The 23,451-nt window shown below is 69.7% G+C and carries 25 protein-coding genes; 20 read left to right on the forward strand and 5 right to left on the reverse strand.

Annotated elements, in window-relative coordinates:
- Window positions 1-50: 50 nt before the first annotated feature.
- From KKZ08_RS26265 to KKZ08_RS26350, 18 genes are all read left to right on the forward strand, one after another.
- Window positions 51-1,178, forward strand: coding sequence for an LCP family protein (locus KKZ08_RS26265; RefSeq protein WP_223776773.1), 1,128 nt, complete (start codon window positions 51-53; stop codon window positions 1,176-1,178).
- A 181-nt stretch (window positions 1,179-1,359) separates the two neighbouring features.
- Window positions 1,360-1,581 carry a 50S ribosomal protein L31 gene (gene rpmE, locus KKZ08_RS26270; protein WP_010984345.1) on the forward strand — a complete coding sequence of 74 codons (222 nt, stop codon included), beginning with the start codon at window positions 1,360-1,362 and terminating at the stop codon, window positions 1,579-1,581.
- A gap of 128 nt (window positions 1,582-1,709) precedes the next feature.
- Window positions 1,710-2,786 (forward strand): peptide chain release factor 1, encoded by a 1,077-nt coding sequence (prfA, locus tag KKZ08_RS26275; RefSeq protein ID WP_223776774.1) that lies wholly within the window; start codon window positions 1,710-1,712, stop codon window positions 2,784-2,786.
- A gap of 38 nt (window positions 2,787-2,824) precedes the next feature.
- Window positions 2,825-3,670, forward strand: a complete 846-nt coding sequence (gene prmC, locus KKZ08_RS26280; RefSeq protein WP_223776775.1) for a peptide chain release factor N(5)-glutamine methyltransferase — start codon at window positions 2,825-2,827, stop codon at window positions 3,668-3,670.
- 46 nt (window positions 3,671-3,716) lie between these two features.
- The gene (locus KKZ08_RS26285; RefSeq protein ID WP_223776776.1) at window positions 3,717-4,364 is read left to right on the forward strand and encodes an L-threonylcarbamoyladenylate synthase; all 648 of its coding nucleotides are present in this window, start codon (window positions 3,717-3,719) and stop codon (window positions 4,362-4,364) included.
- A complete protein-coding gene (locus tag KKZ08_RS26290; protein WP_223776777.1) occupies window positions 4,361-5,014 on the forward strand; it encodes a protein-tyrosine-phosphatase in 654 nt (217 codons plus the stop codon). Before KKZ08_RS26285 ends, KKZ08_RS26290 begins: the two co-directional genes overlap by 4 nt.
- A gap of 50 nt (window positions 5,015-5,064) precedes the next feature.
- The gene (gene glyA / locus KKZ08_RS26295; RefSeq protein ID WP_223776778.1) at window positions 5,065-6,336 is read left to right on the forward strand and encodes a serine hydroxymethyltransferase; all 1,272 of its coding nucleotides are present in this window, start codon (window positions 5,065-5,067) and stop codon (window positions 6,334-6,336) included.
- 130 nt (window positions 6,337-6,466) lie between these two features.
- Window positions 6,467-7,792 carry an MraY family glycosyltransferase gene (locus tag KKZ08_RS26300; RefSeq protein ID WP_223776779.1) on the forward strand — a complete coding sequence of 442 codons (1,326 nt, stop codon included), beginning with the start codon at window positions 6,467-6,469 and terminating at the stop codon, window positions 7,790-7,792.
- Between the two features lie 281 nt (window positions 7,793-8,073).
- Window positions 8,074-8,487 (forward strand): hypothetical protein, encoded by a 414-nt coding sequence (locus tag KKZ08_RS26305; RefSeq protein WP_223776780.1) that lies wholly within the window; start codon window positions 8,074-8,076, stop codon window positions 8,485-8,487.
- Between the two features lie 222 nt (window positions 8,488-8,709).
- Window positions 8,710-9,519: a F0F1 ATP synthase subunit A gene (gene atpB, locus KKZ08_RS26310; RefSeq protein WP_223776781.1), complete on the forward strand. Its 810-nt coding sequence runs from the start codon at window positions 8,710-8,712 to the stop codon at window positions 9,517-9,519.
- A gap of 72 nt (window positions 9,520-9,591) precedes the next feature.
- Window positions 9,592-9,840 (forward strand): ATP synthase F0 subunit C, encoded by a 249-nt coding sequence (gene atpE / locus KKZ08_RS26315; protein ID WP_223776782.1) that lies wholly within the window; start codon window positions 9,592-9,594, stop codon window positions 9,838-9,840.
- A 41-nt stretch (window positions 9,841-9,881) separates the two neighbouring features.
- Complete coding sequence (locus tag KKZ08_RS26320; RefSeq protein ID WP_223776783.1) at window positions 9,882-10,427, forward strand: F0F1 ATP synthase subunit B; 546 nt, start codon at window positions 9,882-9,884, stop codon at window positions 10,425-10,427.
- Complete coding sequence (locus KKZ08_RS26325; protein ID WP_223776784.1) at window positions 10,424-11,248, forward strand: F0F1 ATP synthase subunit delta; 825 nt, start codon at window positions 10,424-10,426, stop codon at window positions 11,246-11,248. The genes KKZ08_RS26320 and KKZ08_RS26325 overlap by 4 nt, the downstream gene beginning before the upstream one ends.
- A 111-nt stretch (window positions 11,249-11,359) precedes the next feature.
- Window positions 11,360-12,952: a F0F1 ATP synthase subunit alpha gene (gene atpA, locus KKZ08_RS26330; RefSeq protein ID WP_223776785.1), complete on the forward strand. Its 1,593-nt coding sequence runs from the start codon at window positions 11,360-11,362 to the stop codon at window positions 12,950-12,952.
- A 20-nt stretch (window positions 12,953-12,972) separates the two neighbouring features.
- Window positions 12,973-13,890 (forward strand): F0F1 ATP synthase subunit gamma, encoded by a 918-nt coding sequence (locus KKZ08_RS26335; protein WP_223776786.1) that lies wholly within the window; start codon window positions 12,973-12,975, stop codon window positions 13,888-13,890.
- A complete protein-coding gene (atpD, locus tag KKZ08_RS26340) occupies window positions 13,890-15,332 on the forward strand; it encodes a F0F1 ATP synthase subunit beta (RefSeq protein ID WP_223776787.1) in 1,443 nt (480 codons plus the stop codon). The genes KKZ08_RS26335 and atpD overlap by 1 nt, the downstream gene beginning before the upstream one ends.
- 133 nt (window positions 15,333-15,465) lie before the next feature.
- Entirely contained in the window at window positions 15,466-15,840 is a 375-nt protein-coding gene (locus KKZ08_RS26345; RefSeq protein ID WP_205036291.1) for a F0F1 ATP synthase subunit epsilon, read from the forward strand.
- A gap of 144 nt (window positions 15,841-15,984) precedes the next feature.
- Complete coding sequence (locus KKZ08_RS26350) at window positions 15,985-16,434, forward strand: DUF2550 domain-containing protein (RefSeq protein WP_223776788.1); 450 nt, start codon at window positions 15,985-15,987, stop codon at window positions 16,432-16,434.
- Between the two features lie 148 nt (window positions 16,435-16,582).
- Here KKZ08_RS26350 and KKZ08_RS26355 read toward each other — a convergent pair whose 3' ends face one another.
- From KKZ08_RS26355 to KKZ08_RS26365, 3 genes are all read right to left on the reverse strand, one after another.
- On the reverse strand, window positions 16,583-18,397 hold the full coding sequence (locus KKZ08_RS26355; RefSeq protein ID WP_223776789.1) for a glycoside hydrolase family 18 chitinase: 1,815 nt from the start codon (window positions 18,395-18,397) through the stop codon (window positions 16,583-16,585).
- A gap of 235 nt (window positions 18,398-18,632) precedes the next feature.
- On the reverse strand, window positions 18,633-19,283 hold the full coding sequence (locus KKZ08_RS26360; RefSeq protein WP_223776790.1) for a response regulator transcription factor: 651 nt from the start codon (window positions 19,281-19,283) through the stop codon (window positions 18,633-18,635).
- Window positions 19,280-20,482, reverse strand: a complete 1,203-nt coding sequence (locus KKZ08_RS26365) for a histidine kinase (protein WP_223776791.1) — start codon at window positions 20,480-20,482, stop codon at window positions 19,280-19,282. Before KKZ08_RS26365 ends, KKZ08_RS26360 begins: the two co-directional genes overlap by 4 nt.
- Before the next feature lie 153 nt (window positions 20,483-20,635).
- Here KKZ08_RS26365 and KKZ08_RS26370 point away from each other — a divergent pair, with 153 nt between their 5' ends.
- On the forward strand, window positions 20,636-21,214 hold the full coding sequence (locus KKZ08_RS26370; RefSeq protein WP_223776792.1) for a hypothetical protein: 579 nt from the start codon (window positions 20,636-20,638) through the stop codon (window positions 21,212-21,214).
- Window positions 21,215-21,217: 3 nt separating this feature from the next.
- Here KKZ08_RS26370 and KKZ08_RS26375 read toward each other — a convergent pair whose 3' ends face one another.
- Both KKZ08_RS26375 and KKZ08_RS26380 read right to left on the reverse strand, forming a co-directional pair.
- The gene (locus KKZ08_RS26375) at window positions 21,218-21,790 is read right to left on the reverse strand and encodes a cob(I)yrinic acid a,c-diamide adenosyltransferase (protein WP_223776793.1); all 573 of its coding nucleotides are present in this window, start codon (window positions 21,788-21,790) and stop codon (window positions 21,218-21,220) included.
- A 13-nt stretch (window positions 21,791-21,803) separates the two neighbouring features.
- Window positions 21,804-22,046, reverse strand: coding sequence for a DUF6411 family protein (locus KKZ08_RS26380; protein WP_223776794.1), 243 nt, complete (start codon window positions 22,044-22,046; stop codon window positions 21,804-21,806).
- Window positions 22,047-22,217: 171 nt separating this feature from the next.
- On the opposite strand from KKZ08_RS26380, the gene KKZ08_RS26385 reads away from it, so the two are divergent.
- Complete coding sequence (locus tag KKZ08_RS26385) at window positions 22,218-23,441, forward strand: phospholipase D-like domain-containing protein (RefSeq protein ID WP_223776795.1); 1,224 nt, start codon at window positions 22,218-22,220, stop codon at window positions 23,439-23,441.
- The last annotated feature ends 10 nt before the right edge of the window (window positions 23,442-23,451 follow it).

The raw sequence follows: 23,451 nt of genomic DNA on the forward strand, positions 1-23,451 counted from the left end.
GCCTGACCCTGAAAGCAGGGGATAACCGACCGACGAGGACTGAGGAGCCCATGACTGACGAGAGCACCCCGGCGGGCCCGGCCGATACGCGGCCCAGACGTCCCCGCGGCGGAGGCGGCAGGCGCCGCAAGCCGCGCCGGCGCAGCAAGGCGCTCGTCATCACGGCATGGGCAGCGGCCTCGGTGGTCGTCCTCGGCGGTACCGGACTCGGTGTCGTGTACTTCAAGCTCAACGGCAACATCAAGGGCGTCGACATCAACGCCGCGCTCGGCACCGACCGCCCCCTGGACATCGACAACGGCTCCCAGGACATCCTCGTCCTCGGCTCCGACTCGCGCTCCGGTGACAACGCCAAGTACGGCAAGGACGAGGGCGCCGCCCGCTCCGACACGGCGATGATCGTGCACGTCTACAAGGGCCACAAGAAGGCCAGCGTCGTCTCCATACCCCGCGACACGCTGATATCCCGCCCCGAGTGCAAGACGGACGACGGCACGACCGACCCCGGCGGGCAGCGGCAGATGTTCAACACGGCGTACGAGGTCGGGGGCCCCGCCTGCGCCGTCAAGACCGTCGAGAAGATGTCCGGCATCCGGATGGACCACTACCTCGAAGTGGACTTCACGGGCTTCAAGAAGCTCATCGACACCCTCGGCGGCGTCGACATCACCACCAAGAAGGCCATCCGCGACAAGGACAGCCACCTCGACCTGGACGCGGGCACCCACACCCTGACCGGTGAGCAGGCGCTCGGCCTGGTCCGCACCCGGCACGGCGTCGGCGACGGCAGCGACCTCGGCCGCATCCAGCTCCAGCAGGCCTTCATCAAGGCCCTGCTCGACCAGGTCAAGGAGGTCGGGGTCTTCGGCAACCCCAAGAAGCTCTACGACCTGGCGAACGACGCGACCAGCGCCGTCACCACGGACTCCGACCTGAACGACGTCAAGAGCCTCGCGAGCTTCGCGGGCGGCCTCAAGGGCATCGGCGCGGGCGACATGAAGATGGTCACGATGCCGGTCCAGTACGACCCCGCCGACCGCAACCGCGTCCTTCCCCTCGAAGAGGCCGACCAGGAGGTCTGGGACGCGCTCAAGGCCGACAGGCCCATCCCGAAGTCCGCCACCGAGAAGTCCGCGGGCGACAAGGGGGACGTCGGCGGCGTGGTCGCCGGTCACTGAGGGTCGCGGGAACAGAGCTGGAACAGAGCAGGAACAGCTCCGGACCAGAGCCGGAATAGATCGGCCCCTACCCCCGTTTTGGGAGATACGGCCGGTCCTGGCAGACTGGTACGTCGGCCCCGGTTCACGTACGAGCAATCCGCGCGTACGACCCGGCGCCCTCCCGAAACTAGGAGACACCTTGAAGCGCGACATCCACCCCGAGTACGTCGAGACCCAGGTCAGCTGCACCTGTGGCGCGTCGTTCACCACCCGCAGCACGATCTCCAGCGGCACCGTCCGTGCCGAGGTCTGCTCCGAGTGCCACCCGTTCTACACGGGCAAGCAGAAGATCCTCGACACCGGTGGCCGCGTGGCCCGCTTCGAGGCCCGCTTCGGCAAGGCCGCGGCTGCCAAGAAGTAGCGAGCCACTGCGCCGGTCATCGGCCGCCCTCGCCAGGGGGCGGCCGGGACCGGCGCTTTTGCCGTCCCGCAGCCGATTCGCGTAGAACGCTCGCGTAGAACCTTCGCGTAGAAAACCAGGAGCCCCCGATGTTCGAGGCGGTCGAGGAACTGATCGGCGAGCACGCCGATCTGGAGAAGAAGCTCGCGGACCCGTCGGTCCACGCCGACCAGGCCAACGCGCGCAAGCTCAACAAGCGCTACGCCGAGCTGACCCCGATCGTCGCGACGTACCGCAGCTGGAAGCAGACCGGGGACGACATCGAGACCGCCCGCGAGCTGGGCGCCGACGACCCGGAATTCGCCGCCGAGGTCAAGGACCTGGAGCGCCGCCGCGACGAGCTCACCGAGAAGCTGCGGCTGCTGCTCGTGCCCCGGGACCCGTCCGACGACAAGGACGTCATCCTGGAGATCAAGGCGGGCGCGGGCGGCGACGAGTCCGCCCTGTTCGCCGGCGACCTGCTGCGCATGTACCTGCGGTACGCGGAGCGCGTCGGCTGGAAGACCGAGATCATCGACTCCACCGAGTCCGAGCTCGGCGGCTACAAGGACGTCCAGGTCGCCGTGAAGACCAAGGGCGGCCAGGGCGCCACCGAGCCCGGCCAGGGCGTCTGGGCCCGCCTCAAGTACGAGGGCGGCGTGCACCGCGTGCAGCGCGTGCCCTCCACCGAGTCGCAGGGCCGCATCCACACCTCCGCCGCCGGCGTCCTGGTGACGCCCGAGGCCGAGGAGATCGACGTCGAGATCCACGCCAACGATCTGCGCATCGACGTCTACCGCTCCTCCGGGCCCGGCGGCCAGTCCGTCAACACCACCGACTCCGCGGTGCGCATCACCCACCTGCCGACCGGCGTCGTCGCCTCCTGCCAGAACGAGAAGAGCCAGCTCCAGAACAAGGAGCAGGCCATGCGCATCCTGCGCTCCAGGCTCCTCGCGGCGGCCCAGGAGGAAGCGGAGAGCAAGGCCGCGGACGCGCGCCGCAGCCAGGTCCGCACCGTCGACCGCTCCGAGAAGATCCGGACGTACAACTACCCGGAAAACCGGATCTCGGACCACCGCGTCGGCTTCAAGGCGTACAACTTGGACCAGGTGCTCGACGGCGAACTCGACGCGGTCATCCAGGCCTGCGTCGACGCGGACTCCGCGGCCAAGCTCGCCGCGGCCTGACGCCCCCATCCCTCGTACGACGCCCCCGGAGGACCAGCGTGAACCTGCTGCTCGCGGAAGTGGCCCAGGCCACCCAGCGGCTGGCCGACGCCGGCGTGCCCTCGCCGCGCAACGACGCGGAGGAGCTCGCGGCCTTCGTGCACGGCGTGAAGCGGGGCGAGCTGCACTCCGTCAAGGACTCCGACTTCGACGCCCGCTACTGGGAGACGATCGCGCGCCGTGAGGCCCGCGAGCCGCTCCAGCACATCACCGGACGGGCCTACTTCCGCTACCTGGAGCTCCAGGTGGGCCCCGGCGTCTTCGTGCCCCGCCCGGAGACGGAGTCGGTCGTCGGCTGGGCGATAGACGCGGTGCGCGCCATGGACGTCGTCGAGCCGCTCATCGTCGACCTGTGCACCGGCTCGGGCGCCATCGCGCTCGCCCTCGCCCAGGAGGTGCCGCGCTCGCGCGTGCACGCCGTGGAGCTGTCCGAGGACGCCCTGAAGTGGACGCGCAAGAACGTCGAGGGGTCCAGGGTCAAGCTGGTCAAGGGCGACGCCCGCGACGCCTTCCCGGAGCTGGACGGCCAGGTCGACCTGGTGGTCTCCAACCCGCCGTACATCCCCCTCACCGAATGGGAGTACGTCGCTCCGGAGGCCCGGGACTACGACCCCGAGCTCGCCCTCTTCTCCGGCGAGGACGGCCTCGACCTGATCCGCGGCATCGAGCGCACCGCCCACCGGCTGCTCCGCCCCGGCGGTGTCGTCGTCATCGAGCACGCCGACACCCAGGGCGGCCAGGTCCCGTGGATCTTCACCGAGGAGCGGGGCTGGGCCGACGCCGCCGACCACCCCGACCTCAACAACCGGCCGCGCTTCGCGACCGCCCGCAAGGCGATGCCGTGACGACCAACATTTCAACGCAGCAGTACGTGTACGAGGAGGCCCGCTGATGGCACGGCGATACGACACCAACGACGCGACCGACCGCTCGACCGGTCTGCGCGAGGCCGCCTCCGCCGTGCGCCGGGGCGAGCTGGTCGTGCTGCCCACCGACACCGTCTACGGCATCGGCGCCGACGCCTTCAGCCCGGAGGCGTGCGCCGACCTGCTCGACGCCAAGGGCCGCGGCCGCAACATGCCGACCCCCGTCCTCATCGGCTCGCCGAACACCCTGCACGGCTTGGTCACCGACTTCTCCGAGATGGCCTGGGAACTCGTCGACGCCTTCTGGCCCGGCGCCCTGACCCTGGTCGCCAAGCAGCAGCCCTCCCTCCAGTGGGACCTCGGCGACACCCGCGGCACGGTCGCCATCCGGATGCCGCTGCACCCCGTCGCCATCGAACTGCTCACCGAGGTCGGCCCCATGGCCGTCTCCTCGGCCAACCTCACCGGGCACCCCGCCCCCGAGGACTGCGACGCCGCGCAGGAGATGCTCGGCGACTCCGTCTCCGTCTACCTGGACGGCGGCCGGACCCCCGGCATCGTCCCCTCGTCGATCGTCGACGTCACGGGCAAGGTGCCGGTCCTGCTCCGCGCGGGCGCCCTGGACGCGGACGAGCTGCGCAAGGTGGTACCCGACCTCGAGGTGGCGAATTGACAGCCCCTGAGACGGGGCGTGGCATAGCGGGCTTCCCGGGCTCTGCGGGCACCTTCCGCATCCTCCACGTCAGCACCGGCAACGTCTGCCGCTCGCCGATCACCGAGCGGCTGACCCGGCATGCCCTGGCCGACCGCCTCGGCGACCCCCTGACCGGCGGCCTGATCGTGGAGAGCGCGGGCACCTGGGGCCACGAGGGCGCCCCCATGGAGACCAACGCCGAGACCGTCCTCGCGGACTTCGGGGCGGACGCCAGCGGCTTCATGGGACGCGAGCTCCTCGACGACCACGTGATCCGCGCCGACCTGGTCCTGACCGCCACCCGGGACCACCGGGCGCAGGTCATCTCCATGGGCCACTCGGCGGGCCTGCGCACCTTCACGCTCAAGGAGTTCACCCGGCTGGTGCGGGCCATAGACCCGACGACCCTGCCCGAGCCGGACGGCAACGGCGTGGTGGAGCGCGCCCGCGCCCTGGTGCGGGCCGCCGCCGCCCTGCGCGGCTGGCTCCTCGCCCCCAACGTGGAGGCCGACGAGGTGTACGACCCCTACGGCGCGCCCCTGCCGTTCTTCCGCTCCGTGGGCGACGAGATCAACCAGGCGCTCGACCCCGTGGTGACGGCGCTGACCGGCGTGCCCGCGCACACGTAGCGGCCTACATTGGTCCTGAGGTCACCCCCCGCCAGGCCCCGGAGCCCACGATGTCGCTCAGCACGGTCAGCACCGCACCCAGCGCCCCCGAGGCGTCGTACACCGACCTCGGCGCGCTGCGCCGGCAGGACCCCGAGCTGGCCGAGGTCATCGCCGCCGAGGCCGCCCGGCAGTCCGGCGGCCTCCAGCTGGTCGCCGCCGAGAACTTCACCTCGCCCGCCGTCCTGACCGCCCTCGGCTCCCCGCTCGCCAACAAGTACGCCGAGGGCTACCCCGGGGCCCGTCACCACGGCGGCTGCGAACTCGTCGACGTCGCCGAGCGGATCGCCGTCGACCGCGCCAAGGCCCTCTTCGGCGCCGAGCACGCCAACGTCCAGGCGCACTCCGGCTCCTCCGCCGTCCTCGCCGCGTACGCCGCGCTGCTGCGGCCCGGCGACACGGTCCTCGCCATGGGCTTGCCGTACGGCGGCCACCTCACGCACGGCTCGCCCGCGAACTTCTCCGGGCGCTGGTTCGACTTCGTCGGCTACGGCGTCGACGCCGAGAGCGGCCTCATCGACTACGACCAGGTGCACGCCCTCGCCCGCAGCCACCGCCCGAAGGCGATCGTCTGCGGCTCGATCTCCTATCCGCGGCACATCGACTACGCGGCCTTCCGCGCCATCGCCGACGACGTGGGCGCGTATCTCATCGCCGACGCGGCCCATCCCCTGGGCCTGGTCGCCGGGGGAGCGGCGCCGAACCCCGTGCCGTACGCCGACGTCGTCTGCGCCACCACCCACAAGGTCCTGCGCGGCCCCCGAGGCGGCCTCCTGCTGTGCGGGGCGGACCTGGCGCACCGGATCGACCGGGCCGTCTTCCCGTTCACGCAGGGCGGCGCACAGATGCACACGATCGCCGCCAAGGCGGTGGCCTTCGGCGAGGCGGCGGCCCCGGCCTTCACCGCGTACGCCCATCAGGTGGTCGCCAACGCGCGGACGCTGGCGGACGGCCTGGCCGCCGCCGGGTTCGCGATCATCACCGGCGGCACCGACACCCATCTGATCCTGGCCGATCCGGCACCCCTCGGAGTCGAGGCGCACACCGCCCGCGGCAGGCTCGCGGCCGCCGGGATCGTCCTCGACACCTGCGCCCTGCCGCACGGCGACGCCCGCGGACTGCGCCTCGGCACCGCCGCCGTCACGACCCAGGGCATGACCGGTCCCGACCTGGTGCGCGTCGCCGGCCTGCTGGCCGACGCGGTCCGCGGCACGGGAGAGACCACGGACGTACGGAACGAGGTGCGCGAACTGGCGGGCAGATTTCCGCCGTATCCGGGATAGGACGGGGTAGGCGCGTCAGGGACGCACACGTACTCGTGCAACCATCGTCGCTACCCGTAAGTCCCCAACCGTATGCGCGCAAAGCTAGGGTGTGGGGCTGAGATGGCCAGCGATACCTGTGGGGAAGCCCGTGCGTGAATACCTGCTGACGCTCTGCATCACGGCCGCGGTGACCTATCTGCTGACCGGGCCGGTGCGGAAGTTCGCGATCGTGGCCGGCGCCATGCCGGAAATCCGCGCCCGCGACGTACACCGGGAGCCCACGCCCCGGCTCGGCGGGATCGCGATGTTCTTCGGCCTGTGCGCGGGTCTCCTGGTCGCCGACCACCTGCCGAACCTGAACGCGGTCTTCGAGAACTCCAACGAACCGCGCGCGCTGCTCTCCGGAGCGGCGCTGATCTGGCTCATCGGCGTCCTGGACGACAAGTTCGAGATCGACGCCCTGATCAAGCTCGGCGGCCAGATGATCGCCGCCGGCGTCATGGTCATGCAGGGCCTGACGATCCTGTGGATCCCGGTCCCCGGCGTCGGCACGGTCTCGCTGACCTCCGGCCAGGGCACCCTCCTGACGGTCGCGCTCGTCGTCATCACCATCAACGCCGTCAACTTCGTGGACGGCCTCGACGGTCTCGCGGCGGGCATGGTCTGCATCGCCTCCGCCGCGTCCTTCATGTACGCCTACCGGATCTGGTACGGCTACGGCATCGAGGCCGCCGCGCCCGCCACGCTCTTCGCCGCCATCCTCATGGGCATGTGCCTGGGCTTCCTGCCGCACAACATGCACCCCGCCCGGATCTTCATGGGCGACTCGGGGTCGATGCTCATCGGCCTGATCCTCGCGGCGGGCGCCATCTCCGTGACGGGACAGGTCGACCCGGCGGCGATGAAGCTGAACTTCGGCGGCACCCGCGACGCCACGCACGCGATGCTGCCGGTCTTCATCCCGCTGCTCATGCCGCTCACGATCATCGCGATCCCCTTCGCCGACCTGGTCCTCGCCATCGTGCGCCGCACCTGGAACGGCAAGTCGCCCTTCGCCGCGGACCGCGGGCACCTCCACCACCGGCTCCTGGAGATCGGCCACTCGCACAGCCGCGCGGTGCTGATCATGTACTTCTGGTCGGCGCTCATCGCCTTCGGCACCGTCGCGTACTCGGTGCACTCCACGAGCGTGTGGATCCTGCTGCTCATCGTCGCCCTCAGCGCGCTGGGCCTCGTCCTGCTCCTGCTGCCGCGCTTCAGGCCGCGTACTCCCCGCTGGGCCGAGGCCTTCGTGCCGCCGCGCTACCGGCGCCGCCGGGCGGAGCGCGTCGAGGCGGAGACGGCCCAGGAGGATGTCGCCGGGCCCGCCGACCCGGGCCCCGCCCCCGTGCCCGAGCTGAGCGGCGCCATGCGCCCGCACGGCAGTACCGCGCTCTCCGAGCGTCCCCGTGTACGGTCGCAGGAGCGCGACTAGGCGCGGCTATCACCGCGAGGCCTTCACGGCCAACACGAAACGCGCATGGTGGGCCGATCGTGTGATGGTCGGCACACTTTCAGGTAAAGACTGCATCAAATAGTTTGTGATACGGTTCACGAGAACCCGAGATATATTGGGGTGGCCCCGACGAGACCGGCCGCCCTGGTGAGGTGCGCCTCTTCGTCTCCGTGCGCCTCGCGTCCGGATCAGGGCCATCGCTCGACGATCGCAATGCCGCAATGCCCCGTCCCCCAAATTCCGCCGGAGGAGCTGCCGCCATGCAGTCCAACGACGCCCGCACACTGCTTCACTGTGCCCTGCCCACCGCTGCCGCGGGTGTGGCGGGAGTCGCGGTCAGTGCCGCCGTTGCCGGCGGCAAGGGTGCGCTCGGTGCCACCTTCGGCGCACTTCTCGTCCTGCTGTTCATGGGTGGCGGGCTCGTGGCGCTCCAGCGAGGCGCGCGTTCCTTCCCTTACCTGTTCCAGGCAATGGGTCTGCTGGTCTACACGGTGCAGATCCTGATCCTGATGGTGGTGCTGAGCGTGCTGAGTGGTACTTCGGCGTTCAACTCGAGGTGCTTCGCCTTCACGCTGCTCGCCGCCACTTTGGTGTGGTTGGGGGCGCAGGTGCGTTCCCATATGAAGGCCAAGGTCCTCTATGTGGAGCCGGATTCCGCCCGGCCGCAATCGTGAGCTGTAGGGCCAGCGTAAGGAGGCCTCCGCTCATTTGCTATGGTCTCGCCACAACTGCGGCAGAGCTGGCGCGGGAGGCGGCCGTGCCTGTGAAGCCATACGGCTCGGAGCCCAGCCGCCGCCCCCAAATCCGCAAGTCCAGTCCAGTGCCGCTCCGCGGACATCGACCGCGCCGACACATCGAGGTTGCCGTACCCATGCGCCACGTTGAAGGAGCTCGCGGTGAGTAACGCCCAGACGCTCGCCTTCGAGACCGATTGCCACATTTTTGAAGGGTGCGGTTTCCCGACCCCCGGCCTGCACTCCTTCCTCTTCGAGCCGATTTTCACCGTTGGCGGCTTCGAGTTCAACAAGCCGATGCTGCTGGCCCTGGTGAGTTCGGTCGTCGTCATCGGCTTCTTCTGGGCCGCCTTCAATAAGCCGAAGCTGATCCCCGGCAAGCTCCAGATGGTCGCCGAGATCGGCTACGACTTCGTGCGTCGCGGGGTCGTCTACGAGACGCTCGGCAAGAAGGAGGGCGAGAAGTACGTCCCTCTGATGGTCTCGCTGTTCTTCTTCATCTGGATCATGAACCTCTGGTCGATCGTTCCGCTCGCCCAGTTCCCGGTGACCTCGGTCATCGCACTGCCGGCGGGCCTCGCGGCGATCGTCTACATCCTCTGGGTGAGCGTGACCTTCAAGAGGCACGGCTTCATCGGCGGCTGGAAGAACATCACCGGCTACGACCGTTCGCTCGGCCCGGTCTTCCCGATGGTCATGTTCTTCGAGTTCCTCTCGAACATGATCATCCGGCCCTTCACCCACGCGGTCCGGCTCTTCGCCAACATGTTCGCGGGCCACGTCCTGCTGGTGATCTTCACCATCGCGAGCTGGTACCTGCTGAACGGCATCGGCATCGCCTACGCGGGTGTCTCGTTCGTGATGGTCATCGTGATGACGATCTTCGAGCTGTTCATCCAGGCGCTCCAGGCCTACGTCTTCATCCTGCTGGCCTCCAGCTACATCCAGGGCGCGCTCGCCGAGCACCACTGAGTACGCCTCTCCTCCCCCCGATACATCCGGTGGCCAACCCCCACCGGCCCGTAAAAAGAAGGAAGTTACGGCATGTCCGCTCTCGAGACCCTCGCCGCGGTCAACATCCAGGGCCACTTCGGTGCGATCGGCTACGGCCTCGCCGCGATCGGCCCCGGCATCGGCGTCGGCATCATCTTCGGTAACGGTACGCAGGCCCTCGCCCGTCAGCCCGAGGCCGCCGGCCTCATCCGCCAGAACCAGATCCTCGGCTTCGTGCTCTGTGAGGCCCTGGCGCTCATCGGTCTGGTCATGGGCTTCGTTTACCCGACGACTTCCTGATCTGCCTCGGTTGACGAGAAACTTCAACGGAAGGCATTGATGTGATCTCCCTGGTACAGCTGGCGGCGGAGGAGAAGCAAAATCCTCTGATCCCGGCAATCCCCGAGCTCGTCATCGGCCTGATCGCGTTCGTCATCGTCTTCGGCTTCTTCGCCAAGAAGTTCCTCCCGAACATCAACAAGGTTCTGGAAGAGCGCCGCGAGGCGATCGAAGGCGGCATCGAAAAGGCCGAGGCCGCTCAGACCGAGGCCCAGAGCGTTCTTGAGCAGTACAAGGCTCAGCTCGCCGAGGCACGGCACGAGGCCGCGCGTCTGCGCCAGGAGGCGCAGGAGCAGGGCGCTCAGCTCATCGCCGAGATGCGGGCCGAGGGCCAGCGTCAGCGCGAGGAGATCGTCGCCGCGGGCCACGCCCAGATCGAGGCCGACCGCAAGGCCGCCGCGCAGTCGCTGCGTCAGGACGTGGGCCAGCTGGCCACCGACCTGGCCGGCAAGCTCGTCGGCGAGTCCCTTGAGGACAGCGCCCGGCAGAGCCGCACCATCGACCGCTTCCTCGACGAGCTCGAGCAGAAGGCAGAGGCGGCTCGATGACAGCGCACGGAGCCAGCCGCGAGGCACTGGCCGCCGCGCGCGAGCGTCTGGACGCGCTGACCGACAACACGTCGGTCGACGCCAAGCGGCTCGCGGACGAGCTGGCCGCGGTCACCGCGCTGCTGGGCCGCGAGGTCTCGCTGCGTCGGGTCCTGACCGACCCGTCGCAGTCCGGCCAGGCCAAGGCCGAGCTGGCCGGGCGCCTGCTGAGCGGCCAGGTGGGCGGCGAGGCCGCCGACCTGGTGGCCGGCATGGTCCGCTCGCGCTGGTCGCAGTCGCGGGACCTGGTGGACGCTCTGGAGGAGCTGGCCAACCTCGCCGACCTGACCGGCGCGCAGCAGGCCGGCGCGCTGGACAACGTCGAGGACGAGCTCTTCCGGTTCGGCCGGATCGTCTCCTCCAGCACCGGGCTGCGGGCGGCACTGACCGACCGCGCCGCCTCGCGCACGGCCAAGAGCGAGCTGCTGCGCAGCCTGCTCGGCGGTCGCGCCGAGGACGTGACGGAGCGCCTCGTCGAGCGCCTTGTGACCGCGCCGCGCGGACGTAGCCTGGAAGAGGGACTCGAGTCCCTCTCCAAGCTGGCCGCGGACCGACGCAACCGCATGGTCGCCGTCGTCACTTCCGCTGTTCCGCTCTCGGACCGGCAGAAGCAGCGTCTCGGCGCCGCGCTGGTCAAGGTGTACGGACGGCAGATGCACCTCAACCTCGACGTGGACCCCGAGATCCTCGGCGGGATCAGGGTCCAGGTCGGCGACGAGGTCATCAACGGCTCCATCGCGGACCGCATCGAGGAAGCCGGCCGCCGCGTGGCCGGCCAGTAACTCAACACGCACGAAATACGGCCCTAGTTGGGCCGTGCAGAGGATTCCTGGGGGCTGACCCCAGACCCCCCAAGAAAACTTCGGGCCCAACAAGGAGAGCAGGGAACCCAGATGGCGGAGCTCACGATCCGGCCGGAGGAGATCCGGGACGCGCTGGAGAACTTTGTCCAGGCGTACAAGCCGGACGCGGCCTCGCGCGAGGAGGTCGGTACGGTCACCGTCGCCGGCGACGGTATCGCCAAGATCGAGGGTCTGCCCTCGGCCATGGCGAACGAGCTGCTGAAGTTCGAGGACGGATCTCTCGGCCTCGCGCTGAACCTCGAAGAGCGCGAGATCGGCGCGGTCGTCCTCGGCGAGTTCAGCGGCATCGAGGAAGGCCAGCCGGTCAGCCGTACCGGCGAGGTCCTGTCGGTCGCCGTGGGCGAGGGTTACCTCGGCCGCGTCGTCGACCCGCTCGGCAACCCGATCGACGGCCTCGGTGAGATCGAGACCAGCGGACGTCGCGCCCTCGAGCTGCAGGCACCGGGCGTCATGGCCCGTAAGTCGGTGCACGAGCCGATGGAGACGGGCTACAAGGCCGTCGACGCGATGACCCCGATCGGCCGTGGCCAGCGTCAGCTGATCATCGGTGACCGCCAGACCGGCAAGACCGCCCTGGCCGTCGACACGATCATCAACCAGCGCGACAACTGGCGCACCGGCGACGTGAACAAGCAGGTCCGCTGCATCTACGTCGCCATCGGTCAGAAGGGCTCCACCATCGCCTCCGTGCGTGGTGCGCTCGAAGAGGCCGGCGCGCTGGAGTACACGACCATCGTCGCCGCCCCGGCGTCCGACCCGGCCGGCTTCAAGTACCTGGCGCCGTACACCGGCTCGGCCATCGGCCAGCACTGGATGTACGAGGGCAAGCACGTCCTCATCGTCTTCGACGACCTCTCGAAGCAGGCCGACGCCTACCGCGCCGTGTCCCTGCTGCTCCGCCGCCCGCCGGGGCGCGAGGCCTACCCGGGTGACGTCTTCTACCTGCACTCGCGTCTCCTCGAGCGTTGCGCGAAGCTCTCCGACGAGCTGGGCAAGGGCTCGATGACGGGTCTGCCGATCGTCGAGACCAAGGCGAACGACGTGTCGGCGTTCATCCCGACCAACGTCATCTCCATCACCGACGGCCAGTGCTTCCTGGAGTCGGACCTCTTCAACGCCGGTCAGCGCCCCGCGCTGAACGTCGGTATCTCCGTCTCCCGAGTCGGTGGTTCCGCGCAGCACAAGGCGATGAAGCAGGTCTCCGGCCGCCTCCGCGTGGACCTCGCCCAGTTCCGTGAGCTGGAGGCGTTCGCCGCCTTCGGTTCCGACCTGGACGCCGCGTCGAAGGCGCAGCTCGAGCGCGGCCAGCGCATGGTCGAACTGCTCAAGCAGCCGCAGTACGAGCCGATGGCCACCGAGGACCAGGTCGTCTCCGTGTGGGCCGGTACCACCGGTCGCATGGACGAGGTGCCGGTGAACGACATCCGCCGCTTCGAGAAGGAGCTCCTGGAGTACCTGCACCGCAAGGAGCAGGGCCTCATGACCTCCATCAAGGAGGGCGGCAAGATGTCGGACGACACCCTCCAGGCCGTCGGCGACGCCATCGCGGAGTTCAAGAAGCAGTTCGAGACCTCGGACGGGAAGCTTCTCGGCGAGGACGCTCCGGCCGCCGCCGGCAAGTGACGACGGAAGGGACCTGACTCATGGGAGCCCAGCTCCGGGTCTACAAGCGTCGCATCAAATCCGTCACCGCGACCAAGAAGATCACCAAGGCGATGGAGATGATCGCCGCCTCGCGCGTGGTCAAGGCCCAGCGCAAGGTGACGGCGTCCACGCCGTACGCGACCGAGCTCACCCGCGCGGTCACGGCGGTCGGCACCGGCTCGAACACGAAGCACCCGCTGACCACCGAGCCGGAGACGGCGACCCGTTCCGCGGTGCTGCTCCTCACGAGCGACCGCGGACTGGCCGGTGCCTTCAACTCGAACGCCATCAAGGCCGCGGAGCAGCTGACCGCGCGCCTGGAGGCCGAGGGCAAGGAGGTCGACACGTACATCGTCGGCCGCCGTGGTCTGTCCCACTACAACTTCCGCGAGCGCAAGGTCGTGGAGTCGTGGTCGGGCTTCACCGATGAGCCCACGTACGCGGACGCCAAGAAGGTCGCGGCGCCGTTGATCGAGGCGATCGAGAAGGAGGCGGCGGAAGGCGGCGTGGACGAGCTCCACATCGTCTACACCGAGTTCATCTCGATGATGACGCAGACGGCCATCGACGGCCGCCTGCTGCCGCTCAGCCTCGAAGAGGTCGCGGAGGAGAAGCCCGCCAAGGGCGAGATCCCTCCGCTGTACGACTTCGAGCCGTCGGCGGAGGACGTCCTCGACGCCCTGCTGCCGCGGTACGTCGAGAGCCGTATCTACAACGCGATGCTTCAGTCGGCTGCCTCCAAGCACGCCGCCACGCGCCGCGCGATGAAGTCGGCCACCGACAACGCCGGGGATCTGATCAACAGCCTCTCCCGGCTTGCCAACGCGGCCCGCCAGGCCGAAATCACCCAGGAAATCAGCGAGATCGTCGGCGGCACAGCAGCGCTGGCCGACGCGACCGCGGGGAGTGACAAGTAATGACGACCACTGTTGAGACGGCCGTTGCCACGGGCCGCGTCGCCCGGGTGATCGGCCCGGTCGTCGACGTGGAGTTCCCCGTCGACGCGATGCCGGAGATCTACAACGCCCTGCACGTCGAGGTCGACGACCCGGAGACCGCGGGCGGCCGCAAGACGCTGACCCTCGAGGTCGCCCAGCACCTGGGTGACGGCGTGGTCCGCGCGATCTCGATGCAGCCCACCGACGGCCTGGTCCGCCAGGCGCCCGTCACCGACACCGGCCGCGGCATCTCGGTGCCGGTCGGCGACGTGACCAAGGGCCGCGTGTTCAACACGCTCGGTGATGTGCTGAACGACGACCCGTCCGTGGTCGCCGACGCCGAGCGCTGGACGATCCACCGCAAGGCCCCGGCCTTCGACCAGCTCGAGTCCAAGACCGAGATGTTCGAGACCGGCCTGAAGGTCGTCGACCTTCTCACCCCGTACGTCAAGGGTGGAAAGATCGGTCTGTTCGGTGGTGCCGGTGTCGGCAAGACCGTGCTGATCCAGGAAATGATCGTCCGTGTGGCCAAGCTGCACGACGGTGTCTCCGTCTTCGCCGGTGTCGGCGAGCGCACCCGTGAGGGCAACGACCTCATGGTCGAGATGGAGGAAGCCGGCGTTCTGGACAAGACCGCGCTGGTCTTCGGCCAGATGGACGAGCCGCCGGGCACGCGTCTGCGCGTCGCCCTGGCCGGTCTGACCATGGCGGAGTACTTCCGCGATGTGCAGAAGCAGGACGTGCTGTTCTTCATCGACAACATCTTCCGCTTCACCCAGGCCGGTTCCGAGGTCTCGACCCTGCTCGGCCGCATGCCCTCCGCGGTGGGCTACCAGCCGAACCTGGCCGACGAGATGGGTCTCCTCCAGGAGCGCATCACCTCGACCCGTGGTCACTCGATCACCTCGATGCAGGCGATCTACGTCCCCGCGGACGACCTGACCGACCCGGCCCCGGCGACCACGTTCGCCCACCTCGACGCGACGACGGTGCTCTCCCGTCCGATCTCCGAGAAGGGCATCTACCCGGCCGTGGACCCGCTGGACTCCACGTCCCGCATCCTGGACCCGCGCTACATCGCGCAGGACCACTACGACGCCGCCATGCGCGTCAAGGGGATCCTGCAGAAGTACAAGGACCTCCAGGACATCATCGCGATCCTCGGTATCGACGAGCTCAGCGAGGAAGACAAGCTCGTCGTCGCCCGCGCCCGTCGCGTGGAGCGCTTCCTGTCCCAGAACACCCACGCCGCCAAGCAGTTCACCGGCGTGGACGGTTCGGACGTGTCCCTCGACGAGTCGATCGCGGCGTTCAACGCGATCTGCGACGGCGAGTACGACCACTTCCCGGAGCAGGCGTTCTTCATGTGCGGTGGTCTCGAGGACCTCAAGAAGAACGCCAAGGAGCTCGGCGTCTCCTGAGCCCCGTAGCTCATCCCGGAGAGGGGCGGGGGACCAACCCCGCGGGGGCAGTGTCCCGCCCCTCCCCGTACGCCCACTAGAATTTGACCCAACACCCGGCGAAGCCGCCGGGTGGTGACCCGAGGAGCCACCCTTGGCTGCTGAGCTGCATGTCGAGCTGGTCGCCGCGGACCGCAGCGTCTGGTCCGGCGAGGCCACCCTGGTCGTCGCGCGCACCACGTCCGGCGACATCGGCGTCATGCCCGGTCACCAGCCGCTGCTCGGTGTGCTGGAGTCGGGCCCGGTGACCATTCGTACGAGTGGCGGCGGCACCGTCGTCGCCGCCGTCCACGGGGGATTCATCTCCTTCGCGGACGACAAGCTGTCGCTGCTGGCCGAGATCGCGGAGCTGTCCGACGAGATCGACGTCCAGCGTGCGGAGCGGGCGCTGGAGCGCGCGAAGTCGGAGGCCGACGCCTCCGCCGAGCGGCGCGCCGACGTCCGACTGCGTGCGGTGGCGGCGCGCTGACCCCAGCGCGCGGCGTAACGTGACTCAGCCGCGGCCAGGTCCGGGAACATTCCGGACCGGGTCGCGGCTGAGGCAATGCGGGTGCAATGTATTGGTCCGTTGTCGGTCCGCTGACCGACAGTAGAGGCGAGGAGGTCGGTGCCGATGATCCTCACTCTGCTCGTGTGCGGACTTGCGTTGATCGCGCTGGTGTTGGTGGGGCTCTTCGTCTTCGGACTGCGCCGCCGGCTGATCCAGCGCTCCGGCGGCACCTTCGACTGCTCCTTGCGCTGGGACGCCCCGGCGAAGGGCGACACCTCCGGCAAGGGCTGGGGGTATGGAGTCGCCCGCTACAACGGCGACCGCGTCGAGTGGTACCGCGTCTTCTCCTACGCCCCCCGGCCCCGCCGCGTCCTCGAACGCTCGGCCATCGAGGTCGTCGACCGCCGCGCGCCGGACGGCGAGGAGGAACTGGCACTGCTCTCCGACGCCATCGTCCTCGGCTGCCTGCACCGTGGCGTCCGCCTGGAGCTGGCGATGAGCGAGGACGCCCTGACGGGTTTCCTGGCCTGGCTGGAGGCGGCGCCTCCGGGGCAGCGGGTGAATGTGGCGTAGTGGTGATGTGCCCCGTAGGGGCGCCCCATAGGGGCGCGGGGAACTGCGCGACCAGCCACACAGAACCCGCAGACGCAGAACATGAGAAGCCGGGAGGACAGGGGGCGATCCCGTCCTCCCGGCTTCGTCCATGAGGGACGGCCCGGACCTACTTCAGGCCGTCATTGATGGCGCTCACCAGCTCACCATTACTGGTGTCACCGCTGAACTCCCAGAAGAACGCCCCGCCAAGACCCTGCTGCTTGGCCCAGGCCATCTTGGAGCGGATCGTCTCCGGGGTGTCGTACGACCACCAGTTGCTGCCGCAGTGGGCGTACGCCGTGCCGGCGACCGTCCCGTTCGCGGGACAGGAGTTCTTGAGCACCTTGTAGTCCTCGATGCCCGCCTCATACGTGCCCGGCGCCGCGCCCGTCGCCGTACCGCCCGGCTCCTTCTGGGTGACGCCGGTCCAGCCGCGCCCGTAGAAGCCGATGCCGAGCAGCAGCTTCGCCGAGGGCACGCCCTTGGCCTTCAGCTTGGAGATCGCCGCCGCGGAGTTGAAGCCCTCCTGCGGGATGCCGGCGTAGGAGGTGAGCGGGGAGTGCGGGGCCGTCGGTCCCTTGGCCGCCCACGCGCCGAAGAAGTCGTACGTCATCACGTTGTACCAGTCGGCGTACTGCGCCGCGCCGCCGTAGTCGGCCGAGTCGATCTTGCCGCCGTTGGAGCCGTCCGCGGTGATGGCCGCGGTGACGAGGTTCTTGGCGCCGAACTCGTTGCGGAAGGCCTGCATCATCGTCTTGAAGACGGCGGGGCCCGAGGTGTCGCAGGACAGGCCGCAGGCGTTCGGGTACTCCCAGTCCAGGTCGATGCCGTCGAAGACGTCGGCCCAGCGCGGGTCCTCGACGAGGTCGTGGCAGGACTTGGCGAAGGCCGCCGGGTTCTTCATGGCGTCGGTGAAGCCGCCGGACCAGGTCCAGCCGCCGAAGGACCAGAGGATCTTGATGTTCGGGTACTTGGCCTTGAGCTTGCGCAACTGGTTGAAGTTGCCGCGCAGCGGCTGGTCCCAGGTGTCGGCGACGCCGTCGACGCTCTGGTCGGCGGTGTAGGCCTTGTCGGTCGCCGCGTAGGCGTCGCCCATGGTGCACTTGCCGCCCTGGACGTTCCCGAAGCTGTAGTTGATGTGGGTGATCTTGCCGGCGGAGCCGGAGGTCGCGATGTTCTTCGCGTGGTAGTTGCGTCCGTAGACGCCCCACTCGGTGAAGTAGCCGAGCTTGACCTTGTCGCCCGGGCCGGGGCCCGGGTCACCGCCACCGGTGGTGCGGACCTTGACGGCGCCGCTCGCCGGGCCGTTCTGGCCGGCGGTGTCGCGGGCCTGCACGGTGTACGAGTAGTCGGTGCCGGCGGTCAGGCCCTCGTCGGTGTACGCGGTGTCCGTGACCGTGGCGACCTTGGCGCCGTCGCGCAGGACGTCGTAGTTCTTGACGCCCTTGTCGTCGGTCGCGGCCTTCCAGGCCAGCTTCACCGACGTGTTGGTGACGTCGGAGGCCGTCGGGGTGCCGGGCGCGGAGGGCGGCTCGTCGCCGGGGACGCTGCCGCCGTCGCAGCTGCCGCCGTTGAGCGTGCACTGGGAGGGGGCGCCGGAGCCCGTGCCGTTGAAGCCGAAGGAGACCGAGGCGCCGGGGGCGAGCGTGCCGTTCCAGCCGAGGTTCTTCGCGGTCCAGCGGGTGCCGGAGTTGGTGACGGTGGCGTCCCAGGCGGAGGTCACCTTGGTGTCGGCGGGGAAGTCCCACTGGACGTTCCACGCGCTGAGCGTCGTGGTGCCGGTGTTCTTGATGGTCCACTTGCCCTCGAAGCCGCTGCCCCAGTCCTGGGTCTTGGCGTACGTGGCGGTGGCCTCGGGAGCGGCGTCGGGGGCCGCCTCGGCGGGAGCGCCGAGGGCGACCAGGGTGGCGAGCGGGAGCAGGAGCGTGGTCAGTCCGGCCACGGCTCTGTGTCTGATTCTGAGTCCTGAGCGGGTGTCGTTCTGTGTGAAGCGCACGAGGTGCTCCTCGGGTGAGATCCGGGGGTCTTAGGGGTGGGACCCTGCGCCGCCCGTGAGCACGTGGACACGTGGGGGAGTGCTCACCGCAGTGCGGCGAGAATAGAAAGGTCTGGACCAGCGGTCAAGAGGTCTGTACCAATGGCCGAATTGTGCCGGTCCGGCGCGATCGCATCCCCGATCAGACCCCCAACTCCTGCGCGAGCACGGCCGCTTGCACCCGGCTGCGCAGCTCCAGCTTGCCGAGGAGGCGGCTCACGTGCGTCTTCACCGTCGCCTCCGCCATGGCGAGGCGGTCCGCGATCTCCGCGTTGGACAGCCCCTCGCCGATGCAGGACAGGACCTCGCGCTCGCGGCGCGTGAGACTGTCCAGGACGGCGGGGTCCGGCGCGTTCTCCCTGCGTACGGGCTTCGGAGGGGCGGCGAACTCGGCGATCAGGCGGCGGGTGACGGCCGGGGCGATGAGGCCCTCGCCACGCGCGACCGTGCGGACACCCTCGATGAGGTCCTTCGCCTCGGTGTTCTTCAGGAGGAAACCACAGGCGCCCGCGCGCAGCGCCCCGAAGACGTACTCGTCGAGATCGAAGGTGGTCAGGACGAGGACGTCCGCAAGTCCCTCCGAGACGACCTGGCGCGTTGCCGACACCCCGTCGAGGCGTGGCATCTGTATGTCCATCAGGACCAGGTCCGGGCGCAGCTCGCGGGCGAGGGCCACGGCCTGCTCGCCGTCCGCCGCCTCGCCGACCACCTCGATGTCGGGGGCGCTGCGCAGGATCAGGACGAGTCCCGCGCGTACGGCTGACTGGTCCTCGGCGACCAAGACCCTGATCATTCCTTGGCTCCTTCGTCTGCGGGGTCGACGGGCAGGGTCACGGAGACGGTCCAGGCCTTGCCGCCGCCCTCGCTCTCCGGGCTGGTCTCGGGGCCCGACCCGAAGGTGCCGCCGAGCAGTTCGGTGCGCTCGCGCATGCCGACGAGGCCGGCGCCCGAGCCGGGGGCGCGGGGCCCGGCGGGATCGTCGTACGGGCTGGTGACGCGGACCTTCAGGGCACGCGGTTCCTGGACGAGGCTCACGGTGACCCGGCCGGGGGAGGCGTGCTTGAGGGCGTTGGTCAGGGACTCCTGGACGATGCGGTACGCCGCCAGCTCGACCGGCGCGGGCAGCTTCGGGCCGTCCGGGGCGCGGGCGTCGTCGAGCGTGACGTCGAGGCCGTTGGTGCGGGCGCCGTCGAGGAGGGCGGTGAGGCCGTCGAGGGTGGGGGAGGCGGCCGGTTCCAGGTCGCCGCTGTCGTCGCGCAGGATGCCGATGAGACGGCGCATCTCGGCGAGGCCCTCGACGCTGTTCTCCCGGATGACGCCGAGCGCGTCCTTGCTGGTCTGCGGGTCGTCCAGGGAGAGCGCGGCCGTGGAGTGGATGGCGATCGCCGAGAGGTGGTTGGCGACCATGTCGTGCAGCTCGCGGGCCATCCTGGCGCGCTCGGCCGTGACGGCCTGGGCACGGTCCATCTCGGCGAGCAGCGCGGTCTGCTCGGCCCGCAGCTTCGCCGCCGCGGCGGCCTCGCGGTGGTTGCGCACCAGGACGCCGGTGGCGGCGGGACCGAACGACACGATGCCGGTCAGCACACCGACGAGCACGGCCTCGGGCTCGCGCCACCACGCGAGGAGCCCGAGCGTCACCGCGACCGTGATGGTGCCCGTGGTCAGCGGGATGCGCCGGGCGGCGGCCGGGGTGCCGTAGACGACGGCGGCGTACATGATGTCCGTGAACATCATCACCGAGGCGAGGTTGCCCGTCGTGAACTGGTCGAACACCAGCGCGCACGTGGCGAGGACCAGGGCGGCCTGCGGCCTGCTGCTGCGGAGCAGTTCGAGCGCGGCGAGGACGAAGAGGGGGATCAGCGCCCAGTCGGCGCCGAGCAGCCGGTCCGTCTGCATGTGCAGCCCGAGCGCCCACAGCGCGAGCCCGCTGAGCAGGCTGACGACGGAGATCTGCACGTCGACGCGTTGCGGGCGGGGGAGGGCCGGGACCATGGCTCCATCCAACACGCAGCGGGCGCCGTACGCCTGATCCTGAGGGAGGAACCGCCCGCTACATCGAAGGATGCAGTCCCACTTCGTCACTGGCGACGATGATCCGCGCCCGGTCCGGCGGGAGCCTTGAGGGGTGACCGAGAGGAGCGAGCCGTGATCGTCACGCTGATCATCATCTGTGAGGTCGGATTCTGGGTGCTGCTCGCGGCGGGCCTCGCCGCCCGCTACCTGCTGCGCAAGCCGCGCCTCGGCCTCGCGCTCCTGCTGTGCGAGCCGCTGCTCGAAGTCCTGCTGCTGGTCGTGACCGCCGTCGACCTGAAGAACGGCGCCGACCCGAGCTGGAAGCACGGCCTCGCCGCGGTCTACATCGGTTACACCGCGGGCCACGGCCACCGCACGGTGAAGTGGCTCGACGGCCACGCCGCGCACCGCTTCGACGGCGCGCCGCTGCCGCGACCGCCGCGCTACGGCCGGGCCCGCGCCCTGCACGAGGCGAAGGTCTGGCTCGGCACCCTGGTCGCGGCGGCCGTCGCCAGCGGCCTGCTGCTGCTCGCCATGTGGTACGTCGACGACCCGGGCCGCACCTCGTCGCTGGAGGCGTGGATGCACACGGCCTGGCGGACGGCGGGCATCCACGGCTTGGTCGCGCTCACCTACGCGTTGTTCCCGAAGAAGAGGCCGGCCACCGGCCCGCCGGAGCGGGACGAGGACCGGCCACTCACCAGGGCGTGAGGGCTACCGCTCGCCGCCCGGCACCCACAGCACGTCCCCGACCTCCTTGTTGGCCGTACGGGCCAGGATGAACAGGAGGTCGGAGAGGCGGTTGAGGTAGGTGGCCGTCAGCGGGTTCATGGTCTCGCCGTGGGTCTCGAACGCGGCCCACGTGGAGCGCTCGGCCCGCCGCACCACCGTGCACGCCTGGTGCAGGAGCGCGGCGCCCGGCGTGCCACCCGGCAGGATGAAGCTGCGCAGCTTCTCCAGGTCTTCGAGGAAGCGGTCGCAGTCGGCCTCCAGCTTGTCGATGTACGACTGCTCGACGCGCAGCGGCGGGTACTTCGGGTCCTCGACGACCGGCGTGGAGAGGTCGGCGCCCACGTCGAAGAGGTCGTTCTGGACCCGGACCAGGACCTTCACGACCTCCTCGGTGAGCCCGCCGAGGGCGACCGCCGTGCCGATGGCCGCGTTGGCCTCGTTGGCGTCGGCGTACGCCGCGATCCGCGGGTCGGTCTTGGCGGTGCGGCTCATGTCGCCGAGGGCCGTCGTGCCCTGGTCGCCGGTCCTGGTGTAGATGCGCGTCAGATTGACCATGCGGTCAGCGTAGTCAGAACGGCATGCGGCCACGGGCGCGGCGGCCGGCGGAGCCGCTGCGGCCCACCGCCTTGGAGCTGCTGCGGAAGGGCTTGCTGAAGAGCCGGCCCAGGAATCCGGGGGCTTTGCCGCCGGCGCGAGAACCGGCCCCCAGGGTGCGCTGGGTGCCGCGTTCGGGGTGCCGGGACAGGCGGGGGACGAAGAAGGCGAGGACGGCCAGGACGACACAGACGGCGACGATTCCGACAACCATCATGACAGGCTCCCTGAGGTCGGGTACGTCTCCCGTCTGCCCCCGCCGCCCGGGCCCATGCGCCGGTCGCCGCCCGCCCGGGGGGCGCGGGTACAGTCGGCTCGCCGCTCAGCCCGTGCCGGACCGGGCGCCGCGGCCCGACGCTTCCCCGTCGTGTTCCGGCCAGGGAATGCCATGACCGGTACGCAGGAGTCTCTCGAGCCGACCTCGGACGCCACCGGAGCGCCGGGGTGCCCGTCCGCGGCGGATCGCGTGGCGCGCATACGGCGGCGCCTCGAGCGGCTGATCGGCATCGCGGCGACCGAGGGCAACGCGCTGACCGTCCTGCGCAACGGCGACGAGATCTTCGCCGCCATGCTGGCCGCGATCCGCTCCGCCGAGCACACGGTCGACATGATGACCTTCGTCTACTGGAAGGGCGACATCGCCCGCCGGTTCGCCGACGCCCTCGCGGAGCGGGCCCGCGCCGGGCTGCGGGTGCGGCTGCTGCTCGACGGCTTCGGCAGCCGGCTGATCGAGGCCGAGCAGCTGCGGGTGATGGAGCGGGCCGGGGTGCAGGTGACGTGGTTCCGCAAGCCGCTGCACCTGTCGCCCCTCAAGCAGAACCACCGATGTCACCGCAAGGTCCTCGTCGTCGACGAGGAGACCGCCTTCACCGGCGGGGTGGGCATCGCCGAGGAGTGGTGCGGCGACGCCCGCAACCCCGACGAGTGGCGCGACACCCACGTCGAGGTCCACGGCCCGGCGGTGGACGGCATCGCCGCCGCGTTCGCGCAGAACTGGGCCGAGTGCCATGGCGAACTCTTCGACGACCGGGACCGGTTCGTCAGACATCGCCCCCAGGGCGACGCCGTCGTGCAGGTGGTGCGCGGCTCGGCCAGCTTCGGCTGGCAGGACATGCAGACCCTGATCCGCGTCATGCTCCAGTCCGCGGAGGAGCGCTTCCGGCTGGCCACGGCCTACTTCTCCCCGGACGCGTACTTCGTCGGACTGCTCTGTGCCACCGCGCGGCGGGGGGTCGAGGTGGAGATCGTGCTGCCCGGACCGCACACCGACAAACGGGTCTGCCGACTGGCCGGGCAGCACCACTACGAGGACCTCATCCGCTGTGGGGTGAAGATCTACGAGTACCAGCCGACGATGATGCACGCCAAGGTCATCACCGTCGACGGCGTCGCCGCTCTGATCGGCTCGACCAACTTCAACCGCCGCTCCCTCGATCACGACGAGGAGGTCATGCTCGCCGTCCTGGACCAGGAGTTCACCGCGGCACTGGACGAGCACTTCGACGACGACGTGCGGGCCAGCGAACTGATCCGGCCGGGCCGGTGGAAGAGGCGCTCTCTCGTCCAGCGGGCCCGTGAAGTGGGCGTGCGGCCCATCCGTCGGTTCCTGTAGGGCGTCACGG

The sequence above is a fragment of the Streptomyces sp. 135 genome, from assembly GCF_020026305.1.
Taxonomy (GTDB): domain Bacteria; phylum Actinomycetota; class Actinomycetes; order Streptomycetales; family Streptomycetaceae; genus Streptomyces.